Origin of the sequence: Janthinobacterium lyxosi (assembly GCF_051380665.1) — a bacterium.
GTDB lineage: Bacteria > Pseudomonadota > Gammaproteobacteria > Burkholderiales > Burkholderiaceae_D > Janthinobacterium.
In genome coordinates, this window is sequence record NZ_JBNYXM010000014.1 from 101,190 (window position 1) to 122,575 (window position 21,386).

At 61.0% G+C, this 21,386-nt stretch carries 19 protein-coding genes, 2 tRNA genes and 2 pseudogenes; 4 read left to right on the plus strand and 19 right to left on the minus strand.

Annotation, left to right across the window (positions count from 1 at the left end; all coding sequences use genetic code 11):
• Window positions 1–37: 37 nt before the first annotated feature.
• Window positions 38–703 carry a sensor histidine kinase gene (locus ACQ4WP_RS16810; protein WP_436522549.1) on the minus strand — a complete coding sequence of 222 codons (666 nt, stop codon included), beginning with the start codon at window positions 701–703 and terminating at the stop codon, window positions 38–40.
• A 160-nt stretch (window positions 704–863) separates the two neighbouring features.
• Here ACQ4WP_RS16810 and ACQ4WP_RS16815 point away from each other — a divergent pair, with 160 nt between their 5' ends.
• The gene (locus ACQ4WP_RS16815) at window positions 864–1,547 is read left to right on the plus strand and encodes a response regulator transcription factor (protein WP_436522551.1); all 684 of its coding nucleotides are present in this window, start codon (window positions 864–866) and stop codon (window positions 1,545–1,547) included.
• An 11-nt stretch (window positions 1,548–1,558) separates the two neighbouring features.
• Here ACQ4WP_RS16815 and ACQ4WP_RS16820 read toward each other — a convergent pair whose 3' ends face one another.
• The 14 genes from ACQ4WP_RS16820 to ACQ4WP_RS16885 form a co-directional block, all read right to left on the minus strand.
• Complete coding sequence (locus tag ACQ4WP_RS16820; RefSeq protein ID WP_436522553.1) at window positions 1,559–2,335, minus strand: TSUP family transporter; 777 nt, start codon at window positions 2,333–2,335, stop codon at window positions 1,559–1,561.
• Complete coding sequence (gene pta, locus ACQ4WP_RS16825; RefSeq protein ID WP_436522555.1) at window positions 2,325–3,326, minus strand: phosphate acetyltransferase; 1,002 nt, start codon at window positions 3,324–3,326, stop codon at window positions 2,325–2,327. The genes ACQ4WP_RS16820 and pta overlap by 11 nt, the downstream gene beginning before the upstream one ends.
• Before the next feature lie 111 nt (window positions 3,327–3,437).
• On the minus strand, window positions 3,438–5,252 hold the full coding sequence (gene xsc / locus ACQ4WP_RS16830; RefSeq protein WP_436522557.1) for a sulfoacetaldehyde acetyltransferase: 1,815 nt from the start codon (window positions 5,250–5,252) through the stop codon (window positions 3,438–3,440).
• A gap of 226 nt (window positions 5,253–5,478) precedes the next feature.
• Window positions 5,479–6,489, minus strand: coding sequence for a porin (locus tag ACQ4WP_RS16835; protein WP_436522559.1), 1,011 nt, complete (start codon window positions 6,487–6,489; stop codon window positions 5,479–5,481).
• Window positions 6,490–6,586: 97 nt separating this feature from the next.
• Window positions 6,587–7,402: a thiazole synthase gene (locus ACQ4WP_RS16840; RefSeq protein ID WP_436522561.1), complete on the minus strand. Its 816-nt coding sequence runs from the start codon at window positions 7,400–7,402 to the stop codon at window positions 6,587–6,589.
• Window positions 7,399–8,703 carry a D-amino acid dehydrogenase gene (locus ACQ4WP_RS16845; protein WP_436522563.1) on the minus strand — a complete coding sequence of 435 codons (1,305 nt, stop codon included), beginning with the start codon at window positions 8,701–8,703 and terminating at the stop codon, window positions 7,399–7,401. Before ACQ4WP_RS16845 ends, ACQ4WP_RS16840 begins: the two co-directional genes overlap by 4 nt.
• Window positions 8,704–8,719: 16 nt before the next feature.
• A complete protein-coding gene (locus tag ACQ4WP_RS16850; RefSeq protein WP_436522565.1) occupies window positions 8,720–9,784 on the minus strand; it encodes a YeiH family protein in 1,065 nt (354 codons plus the stop codon).
• Between the two features lie 204 nt (window positions 9,785–9,988).
• The gene (locus tag ACQ4WP_RS16855) at window positions 9,989–10,858 is read right to left on the minus strand and encodes an NAD(P)-dependent oxidoreductase (protein ID WP_436522567.1); all 870 of its coding nucleotides are present in this window, start codon (window positions 10,856–10,858) and stop codon (window positions 9,989–9,991) included.
• Between the two features lie 56 nt (window positions 10,859–10,914).
• Complete coding sequence (gene hisC / locus ACQ4WP_RS16860; RefSeq protein ID WP_436522569.1) at window positions 10,915–11,970, minus strand: histidinol-phosphate transaminase; 1,056 nt, start codon at window positions 11,968–11,970, stop codon at window positions 10,915–10,917.
• Window positions 11,971–12,185: 215 nt separating this feature from the next.
• Window positions 12,186–12,275: transfer RNA gene (locus ACQ4WP_RS16865), tRNA-Ser, on the minus strand.
• Window positions 12,276–12,620: 345 nt separating this feature from the next.
• Window positions 12,621–12,710 (minus strand) — tRNA-Ser (locus tag ACQ4WP_RS16870).
• Between the two features lie 111 nt (window positions 12,711–12,821).
• Window positions 12,822–14,111 carry a serine--tRNA ligase gene (gene serS / locus ACQ4WP_RS16875; RefSeq protein ID WP_436522571.1) on the minus strand — a complete coding sequence of 430 codons (1,290 nt, stop codon included), beginning with the start codon at window positions 14,109–14,111 and terminating at the stop codon, window positions 12,822–12,824.
• 146 nt (window positions 14,112–14,257) lie between these two features.
• Window positions 14,258–14,461, minus strand: coding sequence for a hypothetical protein (locus tag ACQ4WP_RS16880; protein ID WP_436522573.1), 204 nt, complete (start codon window positions 14,459–14,461; stop codon window positions 14,258–14,260).
• Window positions 14,462–14,610: 149 nt separating this feature from the next.
• Window positions 14,611–16,032 (minus strand): aminotransferase-like domain-containing protein, encoded by a 1,422-nt coding sequence (locus tag ACQ4WP_RS16885; RefSeq protein WP_436522575.1) that lies wholly within the window; start codon window positions 16,030–16,032, stop codon window positions 14,611–14,613.
• Between the two features lie 180 nt (window positions 16,033–16,212).
• Here ACQ4WP_RS16885 and ACQ4WP_RS16890 point away from each other — a divergent pair, with 180 nt between their 5' ends.
• Window positions 16,213–16,503, plus strand: a complete 291-nt coding sequence (locus tag ACQ4WP_RS16890; protein ID WP_436522577.1) for a DUF2917 domain-containing protein — start codon at window positions 16,213–16,215, stop codon at window positions 16,501–16,503.
• Window positions 16,500–17,234 carry an NAD-dependent epimerase/dehydratase family protein gene (locus ACQ4WP_RS16895; RefSeq protein ID WP_436522579.1) on the plus strand — a complete coding sequence of 245 codons (735 nt, stop codon included), beginning with the start codon at window positions 16,500–16,502 and terminating at the stop codon, window positions 17,232–17,234. Before ACQ4WP_RS16890 ends, ACQ4WP_RS16895 begins: the two co-directional genes overlap by 4 nt.
• Before the next feature lie 2 nt (window positions 17,235–17,236).
• Here the strand turns inward: ACQ4WP_RS16895 and ACQ4WP_RS16900 are convergent.
• Window positions 17,237–17,401: pseudogene (locus tag ACQ4WP_RS16900) on the minus strand (recombination factor protein RarA); the annotation flags it as partial.
• 213 nt (window positions 17,402–17,614) lie between these two features.
• Between ACQ4WP_RS16900 and ACQ4WP_RS16905 the strand changes: the two are divergent.
• Window positions 17,615–17,938: pseudogene (locus tag ACQ4WP_RS16905) on the plus strand (IS5/IS1182 family transposase); the annotation flags it as partial.
• 98 nt (window positions 17,939–18,036) lie between these two features.
• On the opposite strand, the gene ACQ4WP_RS16910 reads toward ACQ4WP_RS16905, so the two are convergent.
• The 3 genes from ACQ4WP_RS16910 to ACQ4WP_RS16920 all read right to left on the minus strand — a co-directional run bounded on the left by ACQ4WP_RS16910 (window position 18,037) and on the right by ACQ4WP_RS16920 (window position 21,314).
• Entirely contained in the window at window positions 18,037–18,216 is a 180-nt protein-coding gene (locus ACQ4WP_RS16910) for a transposase (RefSeq protein ID WP_436522582.1), read from the minus strand.
• 198 nt (window positions 18,217–18,414) lie between these two features.
• On the minus strand, window positions 18,415–19,641 hold the full coding sequence (locus ACQ4WP_RS16915) for a maltoporin (protein ID WP_436522584.1): 1,227 nt from the start codon (window positions 19,639–19,641) through the stop codon (window positions 18,415–18,417).
• Window positions 19,642–20,381: 740 nt separating this feature from the next.
• Window positions 20,382–21,314 carry an ABC transporter substrate-binding protein gene (locus ACQ4WP_RS16920; RefSeq protein ID WP_436522657.1) on the minus strand — a complete coding sequence of 311 codons (933 nt, stop codon included), beginning with the start codon at window positions 21,312–21,314 and terminating at the stop codon, window positions 20,382–20,384.
• Window positions 21,315–21,386: the final 72 nt, after the last annotated feature.

The window sequence follows — 21,386 nt, forward strand, 5'->3', positions numbered from 1 at the left end:
GCTCATAGGCGCGGGTGAGGTGGCGGGAACGGCGATGTCAACCGGCATGCGCCACACGCGCTAACGGCCCCCCTCGCTTCCACTCATGTTGCTTTTTTCCACATAAATGTGACAAAAAGCTACAAAAATTTCTTAATGGGAAATGTAACAAAGATTCCAGATTTATAAGTGAGCAAACCTGAGCGATTCCCGACTGATTCAGTCGGGAATCGAGATTTATCCAGGCAGGTATATGCAGCGAAAAATTGACGATGCCATCCATGCCGGCACTGTCCAGCGTGGCCTTGCCGCCATGCAGTTCCGCAATGCGCTGCACCAGATACAAGCCCAGCCCGGCACCAGGCTTGTGCTGGGCGATACGGCCGCGAAAATATTTCTGGAACAGGCAGGAAATTTCATCGACGGGCACGACAGCGCGCAGGCGTACCGCCAGCGCCTGCGGTACATGGCGGTCTGCATTGCTGAGCAGATTGCGCAAGGCCACCTGCTCTTCCAGCCGCTCATTGAGCGCATGCACGGCACGCACGGCTTCGGCCTGCGCCAGATCCCTGACGCGGCGCAGTTCCGCATAGCGCCGGTTCAAACGCAGGCTCATCAGCATCATGTGGACAAACGCGCCCCAGGTGGCAGCACCGCCATGTTGCGCAAAAAACTGATCAGGACACCCGCGTAAAAGATGCCGAAAATCAGTAGGAAGGCGCATGCCGGACGGTATCCGCGCAGTGCGAGCCATGTGGCCAGCACGATGAGGACGATCAGCGGCAGCGGTGACGCCGGCAACGCCACGGCTAAAGCGGGGCAAACAGGGCGGGCAATTCCAGTCAGACCTTCACGCCACGAAAACGATCGAGTATCCTTGCGCCATGTTGAACCTTATTCTGCTTGAAGATGAAGCCGTCCTGCGGCAAGAACTGACCGAATTTCTTGGCGATTGCGGCTATCGCGTCAGTGCAGTCGCCAACCTGGCCGACTTTCAAGCCTGTTACGTTCCCACGCAGCATCATATTGCCGTCATCGACCTGGGCTTGCCCGATGGCGACGGCATGGAACTGGTCCGCGCGCTGCGGGCCCAGGGCCGGCAACTCGGCATTGTAGTGTTTACCGCGCGCAGCGCGATGCAACACAAAGTGAGCGGCTTGACCGACGGCGCCGATTACTATCTGCCCAAAAATACCGACCTCGATGAACTGGCTGCCACCCTGAGCAGCCTGCGCCGCCGCCTGGGAGAACCGGTGACCGCGCCAACGTGGATACTCGAACTGGGGCCGCGCCGGCTGTTGCCGCCCGGTTGCGGCGCCATCGCGCTGTCGCAGCAGGATGTGACCGTGCTGCAGGTGCTGATGGCCGAGCCCGAGCACATCGTCAGCCGCCAGCAAATCGTCCAGTCGCTGGGCGAGGATTTCCTCGACTACGATCAGCGCCGCCTCGACACGCAGATCCGCCGCCTGCGTCGCAAGACCGAGCTCGCCACAGGGCTTTCCCTGCCGATCAATACAGCGCGCAACGCCGGCTACCGCTTCTTCGCCAACGCGGCAGTACGGCTCTGAACCCGCGCTCGCTAGGTGAACAATTGCGGCACGGCCGCCGCCATCAAGGAAAGGCCGATCAGGGTCAGCACGGCAAACGCGATGCGGCGCATGCCCCGTTGGGCGATGGGCGGCGGATAGCGCTTGCCGGCCATGGTGGCCAGCACGCCGACAGGCAAGGCCAGCGCGCACAGCAGCAGCACTTTTGCATCGAGCTGGCCCTGGCTGCCCGCCATCAGCGAGCGCCCGCCCGCGCTGATGGCGAACAGGAAGATCAGGCTGTAGCGGATGGTTTTTAAACTCATTTCCTGGCGGTAAAACTGGTACACGAGCGGCGGCCCGGCCAGTGAAAACAGGCCCGAAAACAGGCCGCCGCATACGCCGCTGATGAAGAAACTGCGTTTGTCGGCCGCGCCCGGTCCCGGCGGCGCCTGCAGCAGGATGCTGACGCCGCCATACACGATGGCCGCGCCCAGCAAGAGTTTCAGGACAGGCGCATACGCCTGGTCCAAGTATCCCAACAACAACACGCCGGCCGCCATGGCCGGCAGCAAGCCGATGCTGGCGGCGCGGATGGCGCGCCAGTCCAGGTGGTGCAAGGCGCCTGGCAAGGCCACCAGGCAATTCGCCAGCGACAATAAACTGACGAGGGCCGCCAGCGCAGGCACGGGCGCCAGGTCCAGCCCGCTGGCCACGCCCATGACGATCATGCCCAAGCCAAAACCCGTGACGGTCTGGAAATACGTGCCCGCCGCCACCACGCCCAGCAGCGCCAGCACCGGCAGGCTGAACAGGAAGTCAGCGTCCACCCTGGGCCTGCACGGCCGTCACCGCAATGACGTTGTAGACGTCGTCGGCGCTGCAACCGCGCGACAAATCGTTGGCCGGCTTGTTCAAGCCTTGCAGCAAGGGGCCGATGGCGACGGCGCCGCCCATGCGCTCGGCCAGCTTGTAGCCGATATTGCCCGCATCGAGGTTCGGAAACACCAGCACATTCGCGCGGCCGTTTACCACGGAATCCTTGACTTTTCTCTGCGAAATCTCGGCCACGATGGCTGCATCGAGCTGCACGTCGCCATCGATGGCCAGCAGCGGGCGCTGGGCCTTGACCCGGTCCGTGGCCGCATGCACCTTGTCGACGGCCGCGTGGTGGGCGCTGCCGCTGGTGGAAAACGACAGCATGGCGACCCGCGGCTCTTCCATCAACAAGGCTTGCGCGCTGTCGGCGGCGGCCATGGCGATGTCGGCCAGCTCTTCCGCTTTCGGATCGACCACCAGGGCGCAATCGGAAAAGATGAAACCGCCCTTCAGGTTGTGGAATGGTTCGCACAGCATCATCAGGAAAAAGCTCGATACCAGCTTGAAGGCAGGGTCGACGCCGATGATCTGGATGGCGCTGCGCACCACGTCGGCCGTCGTGTGCACGGCCCCCGCCACGCAACCGTCGGCGTCGCCCAGGCGCACCATCAGGTTGGCGTAGCACAGCGGGTCTTGCACGGCGAGCCTGGCCTGCTCCACCGTCAGGCCCTTGGCCTGGCGCAGCACAAACAATTGCTGGGCATAGTGTTCCGACTCCTCGGAAATTGCCGGGTCGACCAGGCGCACGGCGTCCAGGTCCAGCGCATGTTCGCGCGCCAGCGCCAGGATGACGGCCGGCTTGCCGACGATGGTGATGTGCGCCAGGCCTTCGCTTGCCGCCCGCGCTGCCGCCTGCAGCACGCGCGCATCGTCGCCCTCGCACAAGACGATGTTTTTCGGCACGGCGCGGGCTTGCTCGATGATGCGGTGCAGGGCTTTCATGGCGACTCCAATTCGGTAAAAAAAGTGCCGGAACCACGGAAGCAAGCAGATGGCTCCGGCACATAAAACCCGGCGCGATTGCCGGGGTCATACAAGGATCGAGCAGACTGCTTATACGTAGTCTTTGTACTTGTCCAGATGACGGATCGGCTTGCTCAGCGCATCGCGGCGGAACGGGTCGCCCAGTTCGCGCGTGCACATGATTTCGATGATCGTCGTCTTGCCTTCATTCATCTGCATGTCGATGGCCTTTTTCAGCGCGGGACCCACGTCTTCCAGTTTGTCGACCGTGATGCCTTCGGCGCCCATGGCCCGCGCGATTTCCGCGAAGCTCTGGTTGTCGAGCTCACCGGCGACGAAACGGCGGTTATAGAAATCCACCTGGTTTTTCTTTTCCGCGCCCCACTGGCGGTTGTGGAACACCACGGCCGTCACGGGAATGTTGTGGCGCACGCACGTCATGGTTTCCATCAAGCTCATGCCCCAGGCGCCGTCGCCCGCATACGACACGGCCGGACGGTGCGGTGCGGCCACTTTCGCGCCGATGATGGTCGGGAACGCGTAACCGCAATTGCCAAAGCTCATCGCCGCAAAGAAGCTGCGCGGCTTTTCGAAGCGCAGATAGCTGTTGGCCACCGAGTTGATGTTGCCGATGTCGGTCGAGACCATCACGTCTTCCGGCATGGCTTTTTCCAGCTCGCGCAAGACCTGACGCGGGTGCAGATAGCTGCCCGGCTCTTTCTTTTGCTCTTCGATCATGTCCAGGCTGTACGCATCTTTCTCGTGCGTCCAGTTCGTCAATTCCTCTTCCCACGCGGCCTTCTCCGCTTGCACGGTGGCATAGCGCTCGTCGCGCGTGGCGTCGCAATCGAGGGTCTTGCCATCCAGGCGCGCCAGGATGGCTTTCGCGGCGGCCTTGGCGTCGCCGCAAATGCCCACCGAAATCTTTTTCACCAGACCCAGCATCTTGTTGTCCGCATCGATCTGGATGATCTTGGCGTTCTTCGGCCAGTAATCCATGCCGTGCTGCGGCAAGGTGCCGAACGGTCCCAGGCGCGAACCCAGGGCCACGACGACGTCGGCCTGGGCGATCAGTTTCATGGCAGCTTTCGACCCCTGGTAGCCCAGCGGGCCGCACCACAGCGGATGGCTGGCGGGGAAAGAGTCGTTATGCAGGTAGCTGTTGACGACAGGCGCACCGAGGCGTTCGGCCAGGGCCTTGCACTCTTCGATCGCGTCACCCATGACCACGCCGCCACCGGAAATGATGACGGGGAACTTGGCCGTCGCCAGCAATTCCGCCGCATCGTTGAGGCTTTGTTCGCCGCCGGCGCCACGGTCGAGGCGGTTCGGCTTTGGAATCTCGGTCTTGATTTCACCGTAGAAATAGTCACGCGGGATGTTCAGTTGCGTCGGCCCCATTTCCGACATGGCGCGGTCGAAGCAGCGGCCCGTGTATTCGGCCATGCGGGCCGGATGGGTGACGTGACCTTGATATTTCGTAAATTCTTCGAACATCGGCAACTGGTTCGCTTCCTGAAAGCCGCCCAGGCCCATGCTCATGGTGCCCGTCTCAGGGGTAATGATGACGACCGGGGTATGCGCCCAGTAGGCGGCGGCGATGGCCGTGACGCAATTGCTGATGCCGGGGCCGTTCTGGCCGATGACCACGCCATGGCGGCCCGAGACGCGGGCATAGCCGTCGGCCATGTGGCCGGCGCCCTGCTCGTGCACGACGGGAATCAAACGGATGCCGGCGGGCGCGAAGATGTCCATCGGGTCCATGAAGGCCGAGCCCATGATGCCGAACATGTCGGTCACGCCATTGGCGGCCAGGGTTTCCACGAACGCTTCGGAAGGCGTCATCTTTTGCGGGTCTACAGGTATCGCTGCGGCGGCGGCTTTTTGGTCGGACAAATCGGTCATGGCTCAGTCTCCTTACGGTTTTATGAAAAATCGGTATATTTTGTTCCGATATTTGAAATACGTCTTCAATTTAACGGTTGCGAAATGCGCTGTCAATGAAAATTCATGAAAATTCGGACTGTTTCATTCCTGAATCCGGAATCCGTGACTTTGCCCCATTCCTGAAACAAGAATGGCGGGCTATCCGCAACAGACAGCCCGCCATCGATACCTCCTGCGCTGCGCCCTAGAACTTCAGGCGCATGCCGGCCGTGAAGGCACTCGAGTTATGACCTGGCAAGGGCACGCTGCCGCCGCTCGATGCGTCGCCGACGAAATTGGTGCCCGCGCCATCGTTGTTGATGCGCCCGTACGAGGTGTACAGATTCGTGCGCTTGGACAAGGCATAGGTGTAGCCGATGGCCAGCTGGCGCCCGCCGCGGCGCGTGTTGGTGCGGTCATCCTTGCGGATATACGACGCCATCACGCTGCCCGCCGCGCCCACGGGGGCCGACACGCCCAGCATGTAGTCGCGGAAATCCGTGCCCGCATCATCCTTGTCCGTCTCATAGGCGGCGTGCAGCTTGGCTGGGCCGAAGTCGTAGGTGCCGCCCAGCAAGGTCACTTTCGCCGTGTTCAGCGGCGTGTCCTTGCGGTTGTCATGCGCCAGGGTCAGCACCAGCGGGCCGTTGGCGTAATCGATGGAAAAATCGATGGTGCGGCCCAGGGTGTTGCTGTCCGGCTTTTCACCGAGGCCAACCATGACGGCAGCCGACAAGCCGTTCACCTTCGGCGTCTCGTACATGATGGAGTTTTTCGTGCGCAGGCTGGCCACGCTCATCAGATTGATCGAGGCGCCCGTCATGCCCGTCTCGAAGGGGTCGATATTGTCCAGCGCGGTGAACAGCGGATTGTGTTGCAAGCCCAGGTTCACGGCGCCGTAGCCGCCCGACAAACCCACGTAGGCCTTGCGCCCGAACAAGGCGCCCTGTCGGTTGGCGCCCGTGTCCACGTCGAGGCCATTTTCCAGCAAGAAATTGGCCTTCAAGTTGTTGCCCAGGTCTTCCGTGCCCTTGAAGCCGATGCGGCTGCCCGACTGTACGCCGGTGGCCAGCTTGGTGACGGAACCGTCCGCGCCGCCGTGTTCGGACGTCAGGCCCGCGTCGAGCAAGCCGTACACAGTGACGGACGATTGGGCGCTGGCGCTGCCGGCGAAGAGTGTGGCCAGGACGGCCGCCGCTACGAGTGTGTGTTTCATGTCATCTCCAGGTATTGTGGTTTTTATGGGTGCGTTCTTCAAGCAAGAATCAACAAGAATCAACAACGGTGCTGCACATTGCTGCAAATGCGGCGGCTCAGGCGATCAGCCCGGTCATCGGCGACGAGGGCGAAGCGCTCATGGCGTTCGCTCTCCGGGGCATGCGTCCGGCCAGATAGGCCTCGCGTCCGCCCTGCACTGCCAGTTTCATGGCGCGCGCCATGCGTATCGGTTCACGCGCCGCCGCGATGGCGGTATTCATCAGGATGCCGTCGCAACCGAGCTCCATGGCGATGGCCGCGTCCGACGCCGTGCCCACGCCCGCGTCGACCAGCACGGGCACCTTGGCTTGCTCGATAATCAGCGACAAGTTCCACGGATTCAGAATGCCCATGCCCGAGCCGATCAAGGACGCCAGCGGCATGACGGCGATGCAACCGATGTCTTCCAGCATGCGTGCCTGGATGGGATCGTCGCTGCAATACACCATCACCTGGAAGCCATCCTTCACCAGCTGCTCCGCCGCTTTTAACGTTTCCGGCATGTTCGGGAACAAGGTCTTTTCATCACCGAGCACTTCCAGCTTGCACAGCTGGTGCCCGCCCAGCAGCTCGCGCGCCAGTTGCAAGGTGTAGACGGCGTCGCGCGCGTTGTAGCAGCCGCCCGTGTTGGGCAAAATCGTGTATTTCGACGGAGGAATGAAATCGAGCAGATTCGGCTCGCCCTTTTCCTGGCCGATGTTCACGCGCCGGATGGTGACGGTGACGATTTCGGCGCCGCTCTCTTCGATGGCGAGGCGCGTTTCCTCGAAATCCCTGTACTTGCCTGTGCCCACCAGCAGGCGCGACTGGTAGGTGGTGCCGGCCAGAGTCAGGCCGGTCGGTGCTTGGCTGGGGGTGGCGTCGTCTCTCATCGTGCTGCTCTCCTAAGTTGAACCAAAGCGGCCTCTTGCCGGGGGGCTTCGCCGCAAAACGTAAAATCGACTTCGGGCCGCTGTCCCGACACGAGGTCGGCCAGCGCCCTGCCCGCGCCGCAGCCCATGGTCCAGCCCAGGGTGCCGTGGCCCGTGTTGAGGAACAGCTGGCGGTAGCGCGTCGTGCCTATATATGGCACGTTCGAGGGTGTCAGGGGGCGCAAGCCGGCCCAATAGACGGGGTCGCTGTAATCGCATGCGTGGGGAAACAGGGCCTGCACGCGGCGCGTGATGGCGGCGCAACGCACGGGGTTCAGTTCGCGCGTGTAGCCGTTCAGCTCGCACGTGCCCGCCACGCGCAAGCGCTCGCCCAGGCGCGAAAACACCAGCTTATGACCGTCGTCCGTCAGCGACACGGTTGGCGCGGCGACGCCATCGACAATCGGATAGGTGGCCGAGTAACCCTTGCCCGGATACAGCATCAGGCGGATGCCCAGCGGCTGCAGCAGGGGCGCGGAAAAACTGCCCATGGCCACCACCACGGCGTCCGCATGCTCCACGCGGTGGCGCCCTTGCGCGTCGATGCTTTCCACGCCCGTGAGGCGTTCGCCATCCGTCAGCAAGCGCGTCACCGTCGTGCCGTACTGAAAATCCACGCCGGCAGCGGCCGCGCGCGCAGCCAAGGCCCTGGTAAACAGATGCACGTCACCCGACTCGTCGCTGGCCGTGAAATCGCCGCCCACGATCTGGCTGCGCGCGTGGCGCAGGGCCGGCTCGATGCGAACCACTTCGTCGGCGCTGACGGTGTTGCGCGGGCAACCCAGCTCGCGCAAGAGCGCGGCGCCCGTTTGCGATTTATCAAATTCCTGCTGGTCCGTATAGAAATGCAAGATGCCCCGCTCCAGGTGGTCGTAGGCTATGCCCGTCTCGCGGCGCAATGCTTGCAGGCTCTGACGGCTGTACTCGGCCAGGGCGACGATCTGACGCATATTGCGCGCCACTCTCGACGGCAGGCATTCGCGCAGGTAGTGCAGCGCCCATTGCCATTGCAGCGGGTCCAGGCGGGGGCGGAACAGCAGCGGCGCATCGTCCTTGCCCAGCCACGTGAGCACCTTGCGCAAGGTGGCGGGATTCGCCCACGGTTCGGCGTGCGAAACGGAAATCTGCCCGCCGTTAGCAAAACTGGTTTCCTGCGCGGCCCCCGCCTGGCGCTCTAACACGCGCACGTCGTGGCCCGCCTGGCGCAAATACCAGGCCGATGCCGTGCCGACCACGCCGGCGCCGAGGACAAGGATCTTCATGGCGGGCTCGACTCGTTTAGCGCGTCAGCAGCACGGCGATGGCGACAAAGGCGGCGATCCACACGGTTTCCATCACCAGCATGATCACGGGACGCCAGCCCAGCGAGGCCAGCGACTGGAACGAGGTTTTCACGCCCAGGGCGGCGATGGCGATGACGAGGCAGGCGCGCGAAGCATTGTTGATCCAGCCATTCACTTCCTGCGGAATCAGGCCCAGGCTGTTGGTAATGACCAGCCAGACAAAGCCGATCAGGAAGAATGGCACCAGCGGCGGCGCGTCGACTTCGCTCTTGCCATCCTTGCGCTTGAACATGATCGACAGGCCCAGCACGACAGGCACGAGGCAAGCCACGCGCGTCAATTTGACGAAGGTGGCCACGTCGCCCGTATGGTTGCTCACCAGATAGCCGGCGCCCACCACTTGCGCTACATCATGGATGGTGCCGCCGATGAACACGCCCGCTTCCGTCGGGTCAAAGCCCAGTAGCTTGACCAGCAGCGGATAGACGATCATGGCCAGGGTCGACAGCGACGTCACGCCCACCACCGTCAACAGGGTGAACTTTTCGTTTTCCTTGGTTTGCGGCAACACGGCCGAGATGGCCAGCGCGGCCGACGCGCCGCAGATGGCTACCGAGCCGCCCGACAAAATGCCTTCCGTGAGGGGACGCTTGAGCCACCTGGCCAGCAGGTAGCCGAAGCCCAAAGTCGCCACCAGGCCGCCGACGACGATCAGCAGGGGCGTCACGCCAACCGAGGCGATCTGGTTGAAGGTGATGCGCGCGCCCAGCAGGGCCACGCCCGTGCGCAACAGCACCTTGCTGCAAAACTCGATGCCGGGCTTGCAGGTGGGGTCGGCCGCGAGGAAGTGGAAGGCCAGGCCGAAGAACAGCGCGTACAACAGCTGCGGGCCGCCATAATTGCTGGAAATAAAGGTGGCCGACAGGGCGATCACCAGCGCGACGGCCACGCCGGGCCAGCTGCGCAGCACGGCCCGGGGACGCCAGATGGCGACGGCGGAAGACAGGTAGGGAATGTTCTTGTCGACAACGCGTGTTATCGCTGAGGAGTTGGTTTTCATACGGGTCCACTCATAATGTTTTAAAAATTGGGACATTTCATCTCGTTTTTTAATAATACACGATGAGTTAGCGAAGTCCATGCTTTTCCACTAAAATCGAAACCGGATGTTCCGGAAACTGACGTTTTTAGGTTAATGCTGGCGTAAACGACAAGCGGCGCGGCCCTTTGCAGGGACGCGCCGCCGTTGCTAGTACTTGAAAGATTACTTTTTGTTCAGACGGGTAATCAGGCTGGACGTGTCATAACGATTGCCGCCCGCCTGCTGCACTTCGCCATAGAACTGGTCCGTCAAGGTCGTCACGGGCAGGTCGCTGCCGTTGCGCTTGGCTTCGGCGAGGCAGATGCCCAGGTCCTTGCGCATCAGGTCGACGGCGAAACCGAAGTCGAACTTGCGCTCTATCATGGTCTTGCCCCGGTTTTCCAGCTGCCACGACTGCGCCGCGCCCTTGGAAATCACATCGACCACCAGGGCCGCATCCAGGCCCGCGTTTTCCGCAAAGGCGATGCCTTCGCTGAGCGCCTGCACCAGGCCCGCGATGCAGATCTGGTTGACCATCTTCGTCAGCTGGCCGGAACCGGACGCGCCCATGTAGGTGACGGCGCGCGAGAACAGGACGATGACAGGCTCGGCGCGTGCATACGCCTCCGCATCGCCGCCCACCATCACCGTCAGCTTGCCATTTTCCGCGCCCGCCTGGCCGCCGGACACGGGCGCGTCGAGGAAGAACACGCCCTTCTCTTGCGCCGCCGCGTGGATGGTGCGCGCCGCTTCGGCGGAAGCCGTCGTATGGTCGATCAGGATGCTGCCCGGCGCCATGGCGGACAGCAAGCCGCCCTCTTCCAAGATGACCTGGTACAAATCATTATCGTTGCCGATGCAGGTGAAGACGAACTCGGCGCCCGCAGCAGCAGCGGCCGGCGTGGCGGCGCTGCTGCCTTTATGCTGTTCCAGCCAGGCGGCCGCGCGGGCCGGGTTGCGGTTGTACACGGTGACGTCGTGTCCGCCCGCCGCCAGGTGACCTGCCATGGGGAAACCCATGACGCCCAAACCGATGAATGCCACTTTTGCCATATTGTCCGTCCTGTCGATGAATGAATCCGATTATTGTTGCATTACCTTGCACAAGATCAAAGCACTTCGCGCAATGCTGCCATCAAGGCTGCACACTCGGCCACGTTGCCGATGCTGATGCGCAAATATTGGCTGATGCGGGGCGCATTGAAATGGCGCACGATCACGGAACGGGCGCGCAAGCCGGCCGCCAATTGCGCCGCATCATGCTGCGGGTGGCGGGCGAAGATGAAGTTGGCCACCGAGGGCAGTACCTCGAAGCCCAACGCCGTCAAATCCGCCGTCAGCTGCTCACGGCTGGCGATGACGGCCTGGCGCGTCTGCTGGAAATACGCTTCGTCGTGCAGCGAAGCCACGGCGCCGGCCAGGGCCAGCCGATCCAACGGATACGAGTTGAAACTGTTCTTCACTCTTTCCAGCGCCTCGATCAGATCCGCATGGCCGAAGGCGCAGCCCACGCGCAAGCCGGCCAAGGAGCGCGATTTCGAGAACGTCTGCACCACCAGCAAGTTCGGATAACGGTCGACCAGAGCCACGGCACTTTCCCCGCCGAAATCCACATACGCTTCATCGACCACCACCACGGCGTCGGGATGGCCGCGCAGCAGCGCTTCCACGCCGGCCAGCGGCAAGTCCACGCCTGTCGGCGCGTTGGGATTCGGGAAGATGATGGCCCCGCACGGCCCCTGGTAGTCTTCCGGGCGGATACGCATGGACTCGTCGAGCGCTACCGTGCGGTAGTCGATGCCGTACAACTTGCAATACACGGGATAGAAACTGTAGCTGATGTCCGGGAACAGCAGCGGCGCATCGTGCTTGAGCAAGGCCATGAAGGCCAGCGCCAGCACTTCGTCGGAGCCGTTGCCGACAAACACTTGCGCGCTATTCAAGCCGTGGTAGTCGGCCAGGGTTTGCTTCAGTTCGCTGGCCGAGGGATCAGGGTAGAGGCGCAAGGTGTCGTTGCTTGCTTCGCGCAGCGCGGTCAGCACCTGGGGCGACGGGCCGTAGGGGTTTTCGTTGGTATTGAGTTTCACCAGGTCGGGCAGTTTGGGTTGCTCGCCCGGGATGTAGGGGGTCAGCTCGCTGACGATGTTGCTCCAGAATCGGCTCATTGCTTTAGTATGGGGGCAGGATGGTGATCGGGTAGATTACCATGGCTGGGGTAGATCAAGGTGGCGGGGGCGCTGGCAGTTACTGCCTGAATGGAGGAAAAAACGCCTTGCGCTGCGCGCTTTGGGCGGTTTTTCTCCCAGCATTGAGACGGTGGTGATTTTCTGGCGTGCGGGAATAAAAAAAGCTCCCTTGCGGGAGCTTCCTTTATGTATTCTGGCGGAGAGGGTGGGATTCGAACCCACGGTACGATTTAACGTACGCTTGATTTCGAGTCAAGTACATTCGACCACTCTGCCACCTCTCCGTTTACTGCGGTCTATTCGTTAAAACTGGCATGCCGGTTTGAACGAGGCGCTATTTTAGCATGGGTGTTGTTGGGTTGGGTAGGGGGTTTATTGCTAATCTTGCTTTTGAAAAGCAAAAACCAATTGGACGATTCGGGGAGCTCCGCGCGAGTACGCGCTCGTCTTCGAACCTGCCGCCTTGGCGCACGCGTACGCCAAGGCAAAAACCAATTGGACGATTCGGAGAGCTCCGCGCAAATATGCGCAGAGCTTCGAATCCCACGCGTACGCCCCGCAGGGGGCGTACTCCTTTCCGCTGGCACAAATAAAAAAAGCTCCCTTGCGGGAGCTTCTTTTATTTGTTCTGGCGGAGAGGGTGGGATTCGAACCCACGGTACGATTTAACGTACGCTTGATTTCGAGTCAAGTACATTCGACCACTCTGCCACCTCTCCATTTACTGCGGTCTTTTCCCGCATTGCTGCGAGAAGGCAAGATTATAGCAGCCACTTGAAAAAATGGAAGGACTATTTTCAGCCTTCCATGGCACTGACTGCCCGAAACTTTTACGCCTTCAAATGCGTCAGGCCGCCCATGTACGGGCGCAGCACTGGAGGGATTTCCACGCTGCCGTCCGCTTGCTGGTAGTTTTCCAGCACAGCCACCAGGGTGCGGCCCACTGCCAGGCCGGAGCCATTCAGTGTGTGCGCCAGTTCCGGCTTGCCGGCGGCGTTGCGGAAACGCGCCTGCATGCGGCGGGCCTGGAAGGCTTCGCAGTTCGACAGGGACGAAATCTCGCGGTAGGTGTTTTGCGCTGGCAACCACACTTCCAGGTCGAAGGTCTTGGTGGCCCCGAAACCCATGTCGCCCGTACACAGCGACATAACGCGGTATGGCAGGCCCAGGCGCTGCAGGATACTTTCCGCATGGCCGACCATTTCATCGAGCACCTGGTACGACGTATCCGGGTGCACCACTTGCACCATTTCCACCTTGTCGAATTGGTGCTGGCGGATCATGCCGCGCGTGTCGCGGCCGTAGCTGCCCGCTTCCGAGCGGAAGCATGGCGTGTGGGCCGTCATTTTCAGGGGCAGTTGATCGAGCGCGAGGATTTCGTCGCGGGCGATGTTGGTCAGCGACACTTCCGAGGTGGGGATCAGGTAGAAGGTCTCGCCCTCGCCTTCCGCGCCGCCTTTTTTCACCGAAAACAGATCGGCTTCGAATTTCGGCAGCTGGCCCGTGCCGCGCAGCGAATCGGCATTGACCATGTACGGCGTATAGCATTCCGTGTAGCCATGCTCGTCCACGTGCGTGTTGAGCATGAATTGCGCCAGCGCGCGGTGCAGGCGGGCGATGCCACCCTTCATGACGGAGAAGCGCGAACCGGTCAGCTTGGTGGCCACTTCGAAATCGAGGCCCAGCGGGGCGCCCACGTCGACGTGATCCTTGACCTCGAAATCGAAGGTACGCGGCGTGCCGACCTTGCGCACTTCCACATTGCCCGACTCGTCCGTGCCCACGGGCGACGATTCGTGCGGCAGGTTCGGCACGGCCATGATGAAATCGCTCAGCTTGGCTTGCACCAGGGTCAGGGCCGCTTCATCGGCTTTCAGTTCATCGCCCAGGCCAGCCACTTGCGCCATCACGGCCGAGGTGTCTTCCCCCTTGCCTTTCAACATGCCGATTTGCTTGGACAGCGCATTGCGCTTGCCCTGCAGCTCTTCGGTGCGCGTCTGGATCGCCTTGCGTTCAGCTTCGAGGGCATTGAAACCTGCCACGTCGAGCTGGAATTTGCGCGTTGCCAGGCGGGCGGCAACAGTAGCGATGTCTTTACGGAGAAGTTGGATATCTATCATGGGTGGATGGCGGTGCCGATGTATCGAAAGCACTCATTGTACCAAGACCCGTTCAGTTCTTTATGAGTTTTGCACATGGCTGGCCATCGTCATGGCAGCATGGCTGGGCACTCGCGCCCGCTTTACGGCTGGTGCTCAGGCTACTGTCAGATAAAGGCGGCTTTTTCGGCAGCGCTCAGGCGGCGGGCGCTGACGGTGACGACGGGCATCTTGCCGTCCGCAGCCTGGGCGATCACGGTGCTGCTGGCGCTCACTTCCACCGTATTCGCGCCGGCGCTGGCGAAGCTGGCGCCGATGGCGATGATGGCGGCGGCGACAAAGGTGATTTCCATGTTTTTCAGTGCGTTCATGATGTTACTCCTGGTTAGTTTGCGTCGTTGACTGCTGCTGGTATGGTGGTACTTTAGCCAACGGCGACAAACAACGCCACCGGCTTGCGACCAGCGGCGAAAAACAGGGAGCGAACGGTGAAAAACAGGGACTGAAGCGCGAAGAATAGTTACAAGGAATCCTTGACCAGGCGGCCCAGGCGGCCAATGGCCTGCTCGATGCGCGGCGTCCAGGCATTGCCGCAATTGAGGCGCAGATAATTGCCGAACTTGCCCGAGGCCGAGAACAGCTGACCCGGCATATACGCCACGCCATCGGCGATGGCCTGGCCATGCAGGGCCAGCGCATCGATTTGCGGCGGCATCTGCACCCACAGCACGAAACCGCCCTGCGGCTCGGACAGCATGCACTCAAGCGGAAAGCTGGCCGCCACCGCGTCGGACATGCGGGCGATGCGCTGCACCAGGGTGCGCCGCATCTTGCGCAGCTGCTGATCGTAGCTGCTGCCTTCCAGAAAGTCGGCCAGCACGGCCTGGAAGAAATGGCTGGTGGCGCCGCTCGACACGGTTTTCAGCAAGGCCACTTCCTGGGCGAAGCGCCCGGCCAGCACATAGCCGACGCGCGACGCGGGCGTGATGGCCTTGGAAAACGAGGAGCACAACAAGACGTTGCCACTCGTATCATAGGCTTTCACGGGCCAAGGCCGCTGCGGGGCAAAGCACAGGTCGCCGTAGACATCGTCTTCCACCAACGGAATATTGAACTCCGACAGCAGGCCCGCCAGCCGCTTCTTGTTTGTTTCCGGCATGACGCAACCCAGGGGATTATTTGCGTTCGGCACGAACAGGCAGGCCTGCACGAGGCCGGCGCGCAGGGCCAGCTCCAGCGCGTCGAGCGACGGCCCCGTCTTCGGGTCGGTGGGGATTTCCAGCGCCTTCATGCCCAGGCTTTCGATCATCTGCAGCAGCACGAAATACGTGGCCGACTCGATGGCGATGGTGTCGCCCGGCTTGGCCACGGCGCGCAGGCACAGGCTGATCGCTTCCGTGCAGGAATTCGTCACGACGATTTCGTGCGGATCCAGCTTGCCCCAGTCCAGCGCCCGGCGCGCGACCTGGCGCAAGAAATTGCTTTCGCTGACGTCGTAGCAACTAACCTTGCTCAATAAAGCGGGCTCGCGCCGCGCCACGGCGCTGATGGTGCGCTGCATGCGCTTGATGGGCAGGATTTCATCGGGCGGCCAGGCCGTGCCCAGCTGCACGATATTCGCCGTCTCACTGTCCTTCAGCACGCGCATCAAGAGATTGTTGATGCCGACAAAGGCCGGCTCCTTCAAGTGCTGGGCGTCGGCGCTGCAGGGCCGGCGCGGCGCCCGGTGGCGCACGAAATAGCCGGACTGGGGCCGCGCATCGACTTGCCCCCGGTCTTCCATCAGGCGCAAGGCTTGCATCACGGTACTAATGGAGATGCGCTTTTGCTGCGCCAGGTGGCGGATCGACGGCAGGCGGTCACCGGGCGCAAACACGCGCGAGTCGATCAAGGCACCCAGCTCGTTGGCCAGGTGCTCGTACAGATTCAAATGCGCGCTCATGTTCATCCCTTTAGTATGCGGCTGCCGCGCGGGGCCGGCACAGATACAGTTGCCCAATTTTTTGACAAGCACAGTGTACGACAAGGGACACTGTATTCATGACAATTTCTATTTCCTGCATCTGTCATGGTTCACCGCAAGCGCCTAAGCTGTTCCTGTCAGCACAACAGGAGCGATGCCATGCATACCGACCACGAATTACGCAGCGAACGGCCTTTGCGCCTGGAAAAAGCGCACGCCAAGGTCATCGAATGCCTGTCCGGCACGGCGTGGATCACGGCCTATGCCCAGTTCGAGGATTGCGTGCTGCGCAGCGGCGAACGCTACACGATACCGAATGACGGCCTGGTGCTGGTCGAAGCCGTGGGTAGCGGACACATCCGCGTGCACGCGACCGCCGCACCCCGGCCCACCCTGCTGCGCTGGCTGAACCTGGCACTGCCTCACACACTGAATACAAGGAATACATGATTCAAGCACCACTGCGCGTCCTCGTCACGGGCGCCGCCGGCATCATCGGCACCGCTTTCTGGAAGCGCCGGCACGGGGAATTCTCCCTGCGCCTGGCCGACCTGCACACAGGCAAGCTGGCCGAAGCGCCCTGCCCATCCATGCCACTCGATGTCGGCGACTATGCCGCCTGCCTGGCCGCCTGCGCCGACACCGACGTGGTGCTGCATTTGGCCGGCGTGCCGCACGCCAGCGCCGATTTCGATGCGCAATTGCTGCAGCCGAACATCATCGGCACGCATAACATCTTCCGCGCGGCACAGGCACAAGGGGTGAAAAGAGTCGTGTTCGCCAGCAGTGCGCAAGCCATCGAGGGCTATCCGCTGGATATGCAAGTGCAGGAAAGCATGCCGGCCCGGCCAGCCAACATGTATGGCGCCAGCAAGGCGTTCGGCGAAGGCGTGGCCTCCGCGTTCGCGCACCAGCATGGCATGACGGCGATTGCCGTGCGCATCGCCAACGTGGCCAACTTTACGCCAGGTCAACAGCACAGCGCGCGCGACATCGCCGCCTTCATCAGCGAGCGCGACGTGGTGCAATTGCTGGCCCGCTGCATCGCCGCCGACGTGCCGGCCGGCTACCACGTCGTGCATGGTGTGTCGGACAACCGCTATAAACGGTTGTCGATCGCGGCGACGCGCCAGCTGGTCGGCTACACGCCGCAGGATGACGGTTTTATATTACTGGTGTAGCCTCAGCCCTTGCCGGCTTTACTGCCCAGCTCGCGCAGCCAGGCCAGCCTGTCGGCTATTTTACTTTCCAGCCCGCGTGGCACGGGCTGATACCAGCCTGGCTCCGCCATGCCGTCCGGGAAATAGGTTTCGCCGGCCGCGCAGGCATCGGGCTCGTCATGCGCGTAACACCCTCATCTCTTTTGATCGTGCTATCCAAAGAAACACTGCCTTAGGCGCCCTTCACATTGCAAACCGGCCCTGGCCTGCCATACCCTGTAAAACTGGAGCAACATTCTCTTATAAACAGCCAAAATGCCACTAGGAAAACACCGATCAATTCATCGCCCCCATTCCCTGCTGCGATCTGACCTGAGACAATAACGCTACCGCGACAGCCCATGATCGATCATGCAAAGAGCTTCTCCGACCTCGAATACGCCGCAAAGAAAAAACTGACGTGGCGCGACCGCTTCCTCGCCGAGATCGACGGCGTGACGCCATGGGGCAAGCTGCACAAACTCATCGAGCCGTTCTATCCGAAGGTTGAAGGCGCCGGTCCGCCACCGATTGGCCGCGCGCGCATGCTATTGATTGCAGCATCTCCGTCGACCAAGAACAAGGATGGCAAGCGTGATCCGGATATGCACCAGTAGAAGCATGGCACTGACTGGCACTCTGGCATGAAGGCACAGGTCGGCGTCGATGCCGCTTCGGGCCTGGTGCTTACCCGGACGTCTTGGCAAAGTACACCGCAGCGTTTTTCAAGATATCGTGCTCCTCGGTAACGCACTTCAATACGGCCGTCAGTCGCCGCATCTCATCAGACTGGGTGCTGGGCTTTGCGCTCGACTTCGGGCCCACCATATCGCTTTGTCCACACATAGATGCTGTGGATACTGACACCAAGCCACTCAGCGACCTCGGCCGCTGGGTGGCCACGATTAACAAGCTGCTTGACTGCAGCGGCCTTAAATTCTTCTGTGTAACGCTTCCCACTCATAATTTCTCCTTTACCTAAATGATGGTTCAGGAGTGTCTACAATGGTCGTGGCGATTCACTTGCTTGCATCACACCAAAACAGAAGCTTGACCTGGTCGCTTAACCTCTACTTTTAGCGCGCTCTAAAATGGAGTATGACCCGTGCTTGTGGCGGGCGCAATGAAAAGGCGCTACCAGCGGGTGGCGCCTCTCCTAACCTTAGAACCAGGTTTCCACTTGTACTCCAACAGAAGTTCCACTTCTCGAGCTACCGAACACGCCAGTGCTGGACAAGCTGCTTTCCGGTGTCGCGGCCAGTTGCGCAGCCGTGTTCCACTTGGCGTAAGTGACAAAGGCGCGCAACTCCGGCCGCGCCCAGAATCCCCTGCCCATGGCCAGGGTAGGCGCAAAGGTGAGCTTCGTCAGTTTCTGGGCAGCACCGCCATTGGCGGGCTTGATATTGTCGTGCCCCAGGTCCAGGATCAGCTTGAAATTTTCATCCAGCGCATACACTGGGCGCACGCCGATCGACGTCCATGTCGTGTTGCCGGCGTCGCTCTTGTCGCGCTGCCAGACGCCGACCAGTGAACCGCTAAAGTCCGGCGTTATTTGCCAGATCATGTTGTCGAACACGCGCAGGCGCTTGATGTCGGATGTTACATGGATATCGGTGCCACCCATCTTGATACCCGAACCACTGCCGTATTGCAGGGCCAGAGTGTTGTCACCCCCCAGTACCTTCTCCTGCTTGTGGACCACCGAGAAAGACCAGCCATTGGCAACCTTGGCCACGTCGCTCTTCTGGTCATCGCCGCGAATCACGGTGGCATCGAGCTTCACGCTGCCGTTCGCGTTGCTTGGAATGCCTTCGTAAATAAAGCTGTGGCGTGTCGCGGCAACGGTCTTGTCGACATCGTTGCGGAACAGCGCATAGCTGAATTTTCCGGGTCCCACGCTGACGCCGGCGACACCCGCACCGACGCCATCGCCATGCAGATATTTGAAGTCGAGGACGTGGATATCGGGGCGGTCATAGTAGCGCTTGCCGACCCAGGCCGTGGCCCCCTTCAGGAACGGAACATTCTTGGCTTCTACGAACATCTGCGCCAGATCCATGTGGTTGTCGCCGATGTCAGAACTGGGGCTGTAGGTCGAAGCCATCACGGTGCCGACGAAGCTGGCGCCGTTGCCGGCCTTGGCTAATTCCTTGGTGTAGCCGAACTCACCGTAAAGATCACACTCGTTGCCGAAACGGTATTTCGGCACGCCCTCAAGACCGAAACAGGCCTGGCTGCCGCCCTTGGAATTGCTGCCGACGCCGGCGCGGAAATAACCGTGGAATTCACCCTCGGCGTCACTGGCTGATGCATGTCCGAAAGCCATCCCCAAGGCTATCGAACCGATCAACAAAGTGCTTTTACGCAGTACTTTTTTAGTAGTTTTCATGCAGCTATCGTCTCCTGTGGGTGTAGAGCAGCTATGACTGCTGCTCAGTGAGCGTGTGCTGTCCTTGAGGCAGCACATCGTTTGCCGCGTGGCGGCAATTTCTGGCTTTTCTTGCCATGCAAATTGAATCCTGCCGCTGGCAGCTTTGTCAAAATGCGGCAATTCAAACCGTGATGCACTTTATTTCAAGTAAAAATAATTGTCAACATATGATATTTAATACCTATATATGGGATTTATTTTTAATTGACATGTGCATTGTTCTCCGATAGATGGTTATCAGAAAAGGCAAAGTGTCATGCAGAAGAAATTTTTTGGCCGCGAAAACGGGACCGCCAGATTGGCTCAGGCAGGCACGTTAGGCGCAAAACAAGGTGATCACGATTGATGGAAAACGCGTCAGGAATTCAAGATTGTGCGGAGGTCATGGCGGATGAATTGTCGTTGCCAGTCGTCGCGTACCCTCGCGGTTACGCGACAACTGGCGCAATGGAATCATGGCTGTTGAATACGCGGCAAAGGACACCGCCGCATCGGAACGCGGCGGTGCATGCCTTGGCGCCATCAGGCGCCAAGGCATGCATGCAACGCTGGCCTGGTTTCCAGACATCGCAGGAAGACTGATGCAGCCGCTTCAGGCGCCAGGCGAACAGCATTGCTGCGCAAGTACCAACTGGTTCAGGCCGTAGGGCCGCTACGCTGCTCTGCCAGCGTCAAGCCAGCGCACATCGTTCCCCGCCTCAATACAGGACGTTCTTTGCCTCCGGCAAATCGACGTTGGCCTTGGTCACCAGGACCACGCCGGTGTTGACGAAAGGTGCGACCTTCTTGCCCTCGATGACGCTGATCAGCGTTTTCACGCCCAGTGCTCCCATCGAATAGGAACCCTGCACCGCTGTCGCGTACAGGGTGCCGTCCTTGACGAAGTTCTTCAGGTCCTCGTTGCCATCGAAACCGACGCCAACCACCTTGCCCGACTTGCCGGACTGCGCCAGTGCGCGGCCCATGCCCACGGCCGTCGGCTCGTTGGCGCCGAAAATGCCCTTCAGGTCGGGGTTGGAAGCCAGCACGTCGGTGGTCTGGTTCAGTGCCGTGGCCATTTGCGACTGCGAATAATAGGTGCCGACGATCTGCAGCTGCGAATTCTTGGCGATGTATTTCTTGAAACCGCCCACGCGCCCGGTCTCTGAACCGGCGCCGGCCACGTAGGACATCACGGCGATCTTGCCGGTGGTGCCGATCTTGCCGATCAGCGCCTTGGCGCTTGCCTCGCCAGCAGCCTCGTTATCGGTCGACAGGAAGGACTGGTAGTACTTCTTGCCGCTATCCGACACCATCGAATCGATCAGCACTACGGGAATCTTGGCTTCCCATGCCTTCTTCAGTGCCGGCACCAGTGCGTCCGGATCGGAGGCTGCGAGCACGATGCCGGCCACCTTGCGGGTGACCGCGTTCTCCACCATGCTGACCTGGTCGGCGATGGCCGACTCCGAGGCCGGGCCCTGGAAAGTCATGCTGTAGCCCTTGGCGCCGGCAGCGCTGGCGGCAGCGCCTTTCTGCACGTTTTGCCAGTAATTCGAATTGGTGGTCTTGACGATCACCGCGATCTCGGGCGCCGCCAGCGCGGCGCCGGTCGACAGGGCAAGCGCCGTTGCAAGCAGGCCAAGCGACATGGTTTTGATGGTTTTCATTGTCATCCTCTTTTATTAATTATAGGGTTAGATAAAACGGGAGCTGCCTTGACT